Origin of the sequence: Pseudomonas sp. NBRC 111127, assembly GCF_001320345.1 — a bacterium.
Classification (GTDB): Bacteria; Pseudomonadota; Gammaproteobacteria; order Pseudomonadales; family Pseudomonadaceae; genus Aquipseudomonas; species Aquipseudomonas juntendi.
The window spans coordinates 1-6,912 of sequence record NZ_BCBD01000225.1; the positions used below are offsets into that span (position 1 = coordinate 1).

6 protein-coding genes are annotated in these 6,912 nt (G+C 62.7%); all 6 read left to right on the forward strand.

The window, feature by feature from the left end; translation table 11 throughout:
* The coding region (locus tag APH30_RS25535; RefSeq protein WP_156326682.1) for an efflux RND transporter periplasmic adaptor subunit at window positions 1-565 on the forward strand (565 nt) is incomplete at its 5' end.
* Window positions 562-1,629, forward strand: a complete 1,068-nt coding sequence (locus APH30_RS25540; protein ID WP_054905160.1) for an efflux RND transporter periplasmic adaptor subunit — start codon at window positions 562-564, stop codon at window positions 1,627-1,629. The genes APH30_RS25535 and APH30_RS25540, both read left to right, overlap by 4 nt.
* Window positions 1,626-4,679 carry an efflux RND transporter permease subunit gene (locus APH30_RS25545; protein ID WP_054914104.1) on the forward strand — a complete coding sequence of 1,018 codons (3,054 nt, stop codon included), beginning with the start codon at window positions 1,626-1,628 and terminating at the stop codon, window positions 4,677-4,679. Before APH30_RS25540 ends, APH30_RS25545 begins: the two co-directional genes overlap by 4 nt.
* 243 nt (window positions 4,680-4,922) lie before the next feature.
* On the forward strand, window positions 4,923-5,105 hold the full coding sequence (gene oscA / locus APH30_RS25550; protein WP_009683706.1) for a sulfur starvation response protein OscA: 183 nt from the start codon (window positions 4,923-4,925) through the stop codon (window positions 5,103-5,105).
* Window positions 5,106-5,152: 47 nt separating this feature from the next.
* Window positions 5,153-6,160 carry a sulfate ABC transporter substrate-binding protein gene (locus APH30_RS25555; RefSeq protein WP_054914105.1) on the forward strand — a complete coding sequence of 336 codons (1,008 nt, stop codon included), beginning with the start codon at window positions 5,153-5,155 and terminating at the stop codon, window positions 6,158-6,160.
* 198 nt (window positions 6,161-6,358) lie between these two features.
* A partial coding sequence (gene cysT / locus APH30_RS25560) for a sulfate ABC transporter permease subunit CysT (protein ID WP_054914106.1) occupies window positions 6,359-6,912 on the forward strand: 554 nt, incomplete at its 3' end.

Genomic DNA, 6,912 nt, shown 5'->3' on the forward strand with positions numbered 1-6,912 from the left:
GGTGATCACCGCGCGGCAGGCCGAAGTAGGCCAGGTGGTGCAGGCGACCATGCCGATCTTCAGCCTGGCCGTCGATGGCGACCGCGATGCCGTGTTCAATGTGTACGAATCCTTGCTGGTGGCACCGCCCGGCAACGCCGAGATACTCGTCCGCCTGCTGGACGACCCCAAGGTCCAGGCGCGCGGCGTGATCCGCGAAATCACGCCCACCGTGTCGGCGCAAAGCGGCACGGTACAGGTCAAGGTGGCCCTGAAGGATGTGCCCGCCGAAATGCAGCTGGGCGCGCCGGTGACGGCCAGCACCAGTACCGTGGGGCGGCCGAGCATCGAGCTGCCGTGGTCGGCCTTGACCAAGGCCCTGCACGCACCTGCCGTGTGGGTAGTGGGTGAGGGTGACAAGGTCGAACTGCGCAAGGTCGAAGTCGGCCGCTACCTGACTGGCAAGGTGGTCATCGCCAGCGGCTTGCAGGCGGGCGAAACCGTGGTGGTCAACGGCAGCCAGCTGTTGCACCCCGGCATGCAGGTGGAGAAGGTGGATGCCAAACGCCCAGGGGGTGAGCTATGACACGGCTGCTGCTGATACTGTCAGCCGGCATGCTGCTGGCTGCCTGCGAGGGTGACGAGCAAGCCCCTGAGCCGATCCGGCCGGTGCTGTCGGTGAAGGTCGAGCCGCAGGTGCAGACGCAACTGGGCCGCTTCGCTGGCAATATCGAGGCACGCTTCGAGAGCACCTTGGGCTTCCGCGTAGCCGGGCGCATTGCCCGGCGTTGGCTGGACGTGGGAGCCCAGGTCAAACCGGGCGATACCTTGGCCACCCTCGACCCCACCGACCAGCAGAACCAACTGCGTGCCGCCGAAGGCGACCTGGCCAGGGTGCAGGCGCAATGGATCAATGCCCAGGCCGATGCCCGTCGCCAGCAACAGCTGTACGACCGTGGGGTGGGTGCCCAGGCGCAGCTGGATGTCGCCCAGACGAACCTGAAAACCACCAGCGCGACGCTGGAGCAGGCGCGCGCCTCTGTCAGCCAGGCCCGTGACCAGCTCGGCTACAGCACCCTGCGTAGCGACCATGCAGCGGTCATCACGGCCTGGCAGGCCGAGGCCGGGCAGACGGTCACCGCCGGGCAGGCCGTGGTGACCCTGGCCCGGCCTGATGTGAAGGAGGCGGTGATCGACTTGCCGATCAGCCTGGCAGAGCAACTGGACAAAGGGCTGACATTCACCGTCGCCTCGCAACTCGACCCGACCATCAACACCACCGCTACCCTGCGCGAGCTGGAGCCGCAGGCCGACCCCACGACCCGTACCCGCCGTGCGCGCCTGACCTTGGCAAACACCCCGGCAGCCTTCCACCTGGGCACCGCGGTCAGTGTGACGCTGACCTCGCAAGTGTCGCCGCGCAGCGAGCTGCCCTTGAGTGCCTTGCTCGAACGCGACGGCAAGACCCAGGTGTGGGTCATCGACACCCGGCAGAAAACGGTCGGCACCCGTGACGTGACCCTGATCGACCGTACTTCCGACAGCATCGTCGTGGCCTCTGGCGTGCAGCCTGGTGAACGTGTGGTGACTGCGGGCGTGAACAGCCTCAAGCCTGGCCAGAAGGTCGCTTTCGACGAGGATGCGCAATGAAAGGAAGCTTCAACCTGTCCGACTGGGCACTCAAGCATCAATCGTTCGTCTGGTACCTGATGTTCGTCGCCCTGTTGATGGGGATTTTTTCCTACTTCAACCTGGGCCGTGAAGAAGACCCGTCGTTCACCATCAAGACCATGGTCATCCAGACCCGCTGGCCCGGTGCGACCCAGGACGAGACCCTGTACCAGGTCACCGACCGTATCGAGAAGAAGCTCGAAGAACTCGACTCGCTCGACTACACCAAGAGCTACACCCGGCCGGGCGAATCCACGGTCTACGTGTACCTGCGTGATACCACCAAGGCCGAGGATATCCCGCAAATCTGGTACCAGGTGCGCAAGAAGATCCAGGACATCCGTGGCCAGTTCCCTGCTGGCATCCAGGGGCCTGGGTTCAACGACGAGTTCGGCGATGTGTTCGGTTCGATCTATGCCTTCACCGCCGACGGCCTTACCCTGCGCCAGCTGCGTGACTATGTGGAGCAGGCCCGGGCAGAAGTGCGTGATGTACCCAATATCGGCAAGATCGAGTTCATCGGCACCCAGGATGAAGTGCTGTACCTGAACTTCTCCACCCGCAAGCTGGCCGCCCTGGGCATTGACCAGCGCCAGGTGATGCAGGCCCTGCAAGCGCAGAACGCGGTCACGCCGGCGGGGGTGATAGAGGCCGGGCCAGAGCGCATCTCGGTACGAACCTCCGGGCAGTTCGCCTCCGAAAAGGACCTGCAAACCGTCAACCTGAAGATCAATGACCGCTTCTTCCGCCTGGCCGATATTGCCGCTATCGAACGCGGTTATGTCGACCCGCCTTCACCGATGTTCCGCTACAACGGCCAGACCGCCATTGGTCTGGCCATTGGCATGAAGGCCGGCGGCAACGTGCAGGCGTTCGGCGCCGCACTGAAAAAACGCATGGACCAGGTGATCCAGGACCTGCCGATAGGCGTTGGCGTGCACACCGTGTCGGACCAGGCCGTGGTCGTCAAGAAGGCGGTTGGCGGCTTCACCAGCGCGCTGTTCGAAGCGGTGGTGATCGTGCTGGCGGTAAGCTTTGTCAGCCTAGGCATGCGCGCGGGGCTGGTGGTGGCCTGCTCGATACCCTTGGTGCTGGCGATGGTGTTCGTGTTCATGGAATACAGCGGTATCACCATGCAGCGGATTTCGCTGGGCGCGCTGATCATTGCCCTGGGCTTGCTGGTGGACGATGCGATGATCACCGTGGAGGTCATGGTCACCCGGCTGGAAATGGGCGACAGCAAGGAGCAGGCGGCCACGTTCGCCTACACCTCCACGGCCTTCCCGATGCTTACCGGTACCCTGGTCACGGTGGCCGGCTTCGTGCCGATCGGCCTTAACGCCAGTTCCGCAGGCGAGTACACCTTTACCTTGTTCGCGGTAATCGCCGTGGCCTTGCTGGTGTCCTGGGTGGTGGCGGTGTTCTTCGCCCCGGTGCTGGGGGTGCACATTCTGAGCAGCAGCAAGGTCAAGGCTCACGAAGCCAAGCCTGGGCGCGTGGCCAGGGCGTTCGAGGGTGGGCTGCTGTGGTGCATGCGCCATCGCTGGCTGACCATCATCGGTACCATCCTGCTGTTTGCCCTGGCGCTGTTCAGCATGCGCTTCGTGCAGAACCAGTTCTTCCCCGCGTCGGACCGCCCGGAGATCCTGGTCGACCTGAACCTGCCGCAGAACGCTTCTATCGAGGAGACGCGCAAGGTGGTCGACCGCTTCGAAGCGCGCCTGAAGGACGACCCGGACCTGGTGCACTGGAGCACCTACATCGGCCAGGGCGCCGTGCGGTTCTATCTGCCGCTCGACCAGCAGTTGCAAAACCCGTATTACGCCCAGCTGGTGATTGTCAGCAAGGGCCTGGAAGAGCGCCAGGGCATGATCGAGCGCTTGCAGAAAATCCTGCATGAAGAGTTCGTCGGCATCGGCACCAACGTGCAATCGCTGGAAATGGGCCCACCGGTGGGGCGGCCGATCCAGTACCGGGTCAGCGGCACCAGTATCGACGAGGTGCGCAAGCACGCCATCGACCTGGCGACCTTGCTCAACCAGAACCGCAACATAGGCGAGATGATCTACGACTGGAACGAGCCTGGCAAAGTACTGCGCGTGGACATTGCCCAGGACAAGGCGCGCCAGCTGGGGCTGTCGTCGGAAGATGTGGCCAACGTGATGAACAGCATCGTCAGCGGTGTGCAGATCACCCAGGTCAACGACAGCATCTACCTGATCGACGTGGTCGCGCGTGCCGAGGACAGCGAGCGTGGTTCGCCCGATACCCTGCAGAACCTGCAGATCCTGACCTCCAACGGCACCTCGATTCCGCTGCTGTCGTTCGCCACCGTGCGCTACGAGCTGGAGCAGCCGCTGGTATGGCGGCGTGACCGCAAGCCAACCATCACCATCAAGGCCTCGGTCAACGGCGACATTCAACCCACAGACCTGGTGGCGCAACTGAAGCCGAAAATCGACGAGTTCGCCAGCAAACTGCCGGTAGGCTACGAAGTGGCCACGGGCGGTACCGTGGAGGAGAGCGGCAAGGCCCAAGGGCCGATCGCCAAGGTCATCCCGCTGATGCTGTTCCTCATGGCCACGTTCCTGATGATCCAGCTGCACAGCGTGCAGAAGCTGTTCCTGGTGATCAGCGTGGCGCCATTGGGGCTGATCGGCGTGGTGCTGGCACTGGTGCCCACGGGCACGCCGATGGGCTTTGTGGCCATTCTCGGCATCCTGGCGCTGGCCGGTATCATCATCCGCAACTCGGTGATTCTGGTTACCCAGATCGATGAGTTCGAGGCGCAGGGCTATGCCCCTTGGGACGCGGTGGTGGAGGCCACCAACCACCGTCGCCGGCCGATCCTGCTGACGGCAGCCGCAGCGAGCCTGGGCATGATCCCGATTGCACGTGAAGTGTTCTGGGGGCCGATGGCCTACGCCATGATTGGCGGCATCATCAGTGCAACGCTGCTGACGCTGCTGTTCCTGCCGGCCTTGTACGTGGCCTGGTACAAAATCCGCGAGCCACAGAAGCAAAGCTGAAGGCTCAAGGCCCTATCGCCGGCAAGCCAGCTTCCACAGGTGCCTCACAAAACTGAGAGGCAGTGACACGCCTGTGGGAGCCGGCTTGCCGGCGATAGGGCCTTCGAACCAGAAAATAAAATGGTTATATAAAAATTCTTAAATAGTATTTTTAAGAATAAAAGCCCCTCACTACTATTGCCCTCAAGCCAGGCAATACCCCTTCAAATCCCCGCCCGGCATCTCACGCCAAGGAGAACGAGCATGAGTGCACCGCTGCGTAATATCGATGGTCAGGACGAAGCCAGCCTTTTGCGGGAGATCCAGAACGCCCTGCGCGACCTGCGCTTTGGCGCGGTGGAGATCACGGTGCATAACGCCCAGGTCGTGCAGATCGAGCGCAAGGAGAAGTTCCGCCTGCAGCAGCCGGGCAACAAGGCCGGCTGAGCCCACCCCCTTTCAAAACTAGAACAAATGCCATCGGGAGCTTCACCATGTCCATCCGCCGTTATGCGCTCGCCGCCCTGGCCAGTGCCGTTTTTGCCGGTTCCGCCATCGCCAAGGATTACGAACTGCTGAACGTGTCATACGACCCCACCCGTGAGCTGTACCAGCAATACAACGCCGAGTTCATCCAGCATTGGCAGCAGGCCCACCCGGGCGACACGGTGAAGATCCAGCAATCCCACGGCGGCTCGGGCAAGCAGGGCCGGGCGGTGATCGACGGTCTGCGTGCTGACGTGGTGACCCTTGCGCTGGCCGGTGATATCGACGAAATCGCCAAGCTGGGCAAGACCTTGCCGGAGAACTGGCAAACCCGCCTGCCGGACGCCAGCACCCCCTATACCTCGACCATCGTGTTCCTGGTGCGCAAGGGCAACCCGAAAGGCATCAAGGACTGGGGCGACCTGATCAAGAACGACGTGTCGGTGATTACCCCCAACCCGAAAACATCTGGCGGCGCACGCTGGAACTTCCTTGCCGCCTGGGCTTACGGCCTGAAGGCCGGCGGCAGTGAAGACAAGGCCAAGGCCTATGTGCAGGAGCTGTTCAAGCGCGTACCGGTGCTGGATACCGGCGCGCGCGGCTCTACAATCACCTTCGTCAACAACGGCCAGGGCGATGTGTTGTTGGCCTGGGAAAACGAAGCGTTCCTGGCGCTGAAGGAAGACGGCGGTGCCGACAAGTTCGAGATCGTCGTGCCGTCGCTGTCGATTCTTGCCGAGCCGCCGGTGGCGGTGGTGGACAAGAACGCCGAGAAGAAAGGCAATACCGCGATTGCCACCGAATACCTCAAGCACCTGTACAGCCCGGCCGGGCAGAAAATTGCCGCCGAGAACTTCTACCGCCCGCGTGATGAAAAGGTCGCTGCCGAGTTTGGCAAGCAGTTCCCGAAACTGGACCTGGTGACCATCGACAAGGACTTTGGTGGCTGGAAGACTGCACAACCGAAATTCTTCAATGATGGCGGTGTGTTCGACCAGATCTATCAGGCACAGTAACCGGCCAGGGAAAAGCGGGGCCGCGACGCGGCCCATCGCCGGCAAGCCAGCTCCCACAGGGATCGCGCAGCCTTCAGGCCTGTGGTAATCCTGTGGGAGCTGGCTTGCCGGCGATGGGCTGCAAGACAGCCCCAAAGATTCAGAAGCCTGCGCCGGCCCCGGATCGATACTTGGCCATGTGCATTCAAAGGGATACCTATGTCACGTCGCATTTCCCCCGTCATACCCGGCTTCGGGCTGACGCTGGGCTACACCTTGGTGTACCTCAGCCTGATCGTGCTGATACCGCTGGCGGCCATGTTCATCCATGCCTCGCAGCTGACCTTCGAGCAGTTCTGGAACATCATCAGTGCGCCGCGGGTAATCGCCGCGCTCAAACTGAGTTTCGGCACTGCCCTGTTCGCGGCCATCATCAATGGTGTGATTGGCACCCTGCTGGCCTGGGTGCTGGTGCGCTACACCTTCCCGGGGCGCAAGGTCATCGATGCGATGATCGACCTGCCGTTCGCGCTGCCCACGGCCGTTGCCGGTATCGCCCTGACCGCGCTTTACGCCCCCCAGGGCTGGGTCGGTCAGTTCGCCACCGACCTGGGCTTCAAGATCGCCTACACCCCACTGGGCATCACCCTGGCGCTGACGTTCGTCACCCTGCCGTTCGTGGTGCGCACCGTGCAGCCGGTTCTGGCCGACATTCCGCGTGAAGTGGAAGAGGCTGCGGCCTGCCTGGGTGCCAAGCCGCTGCAGGTGTTCCG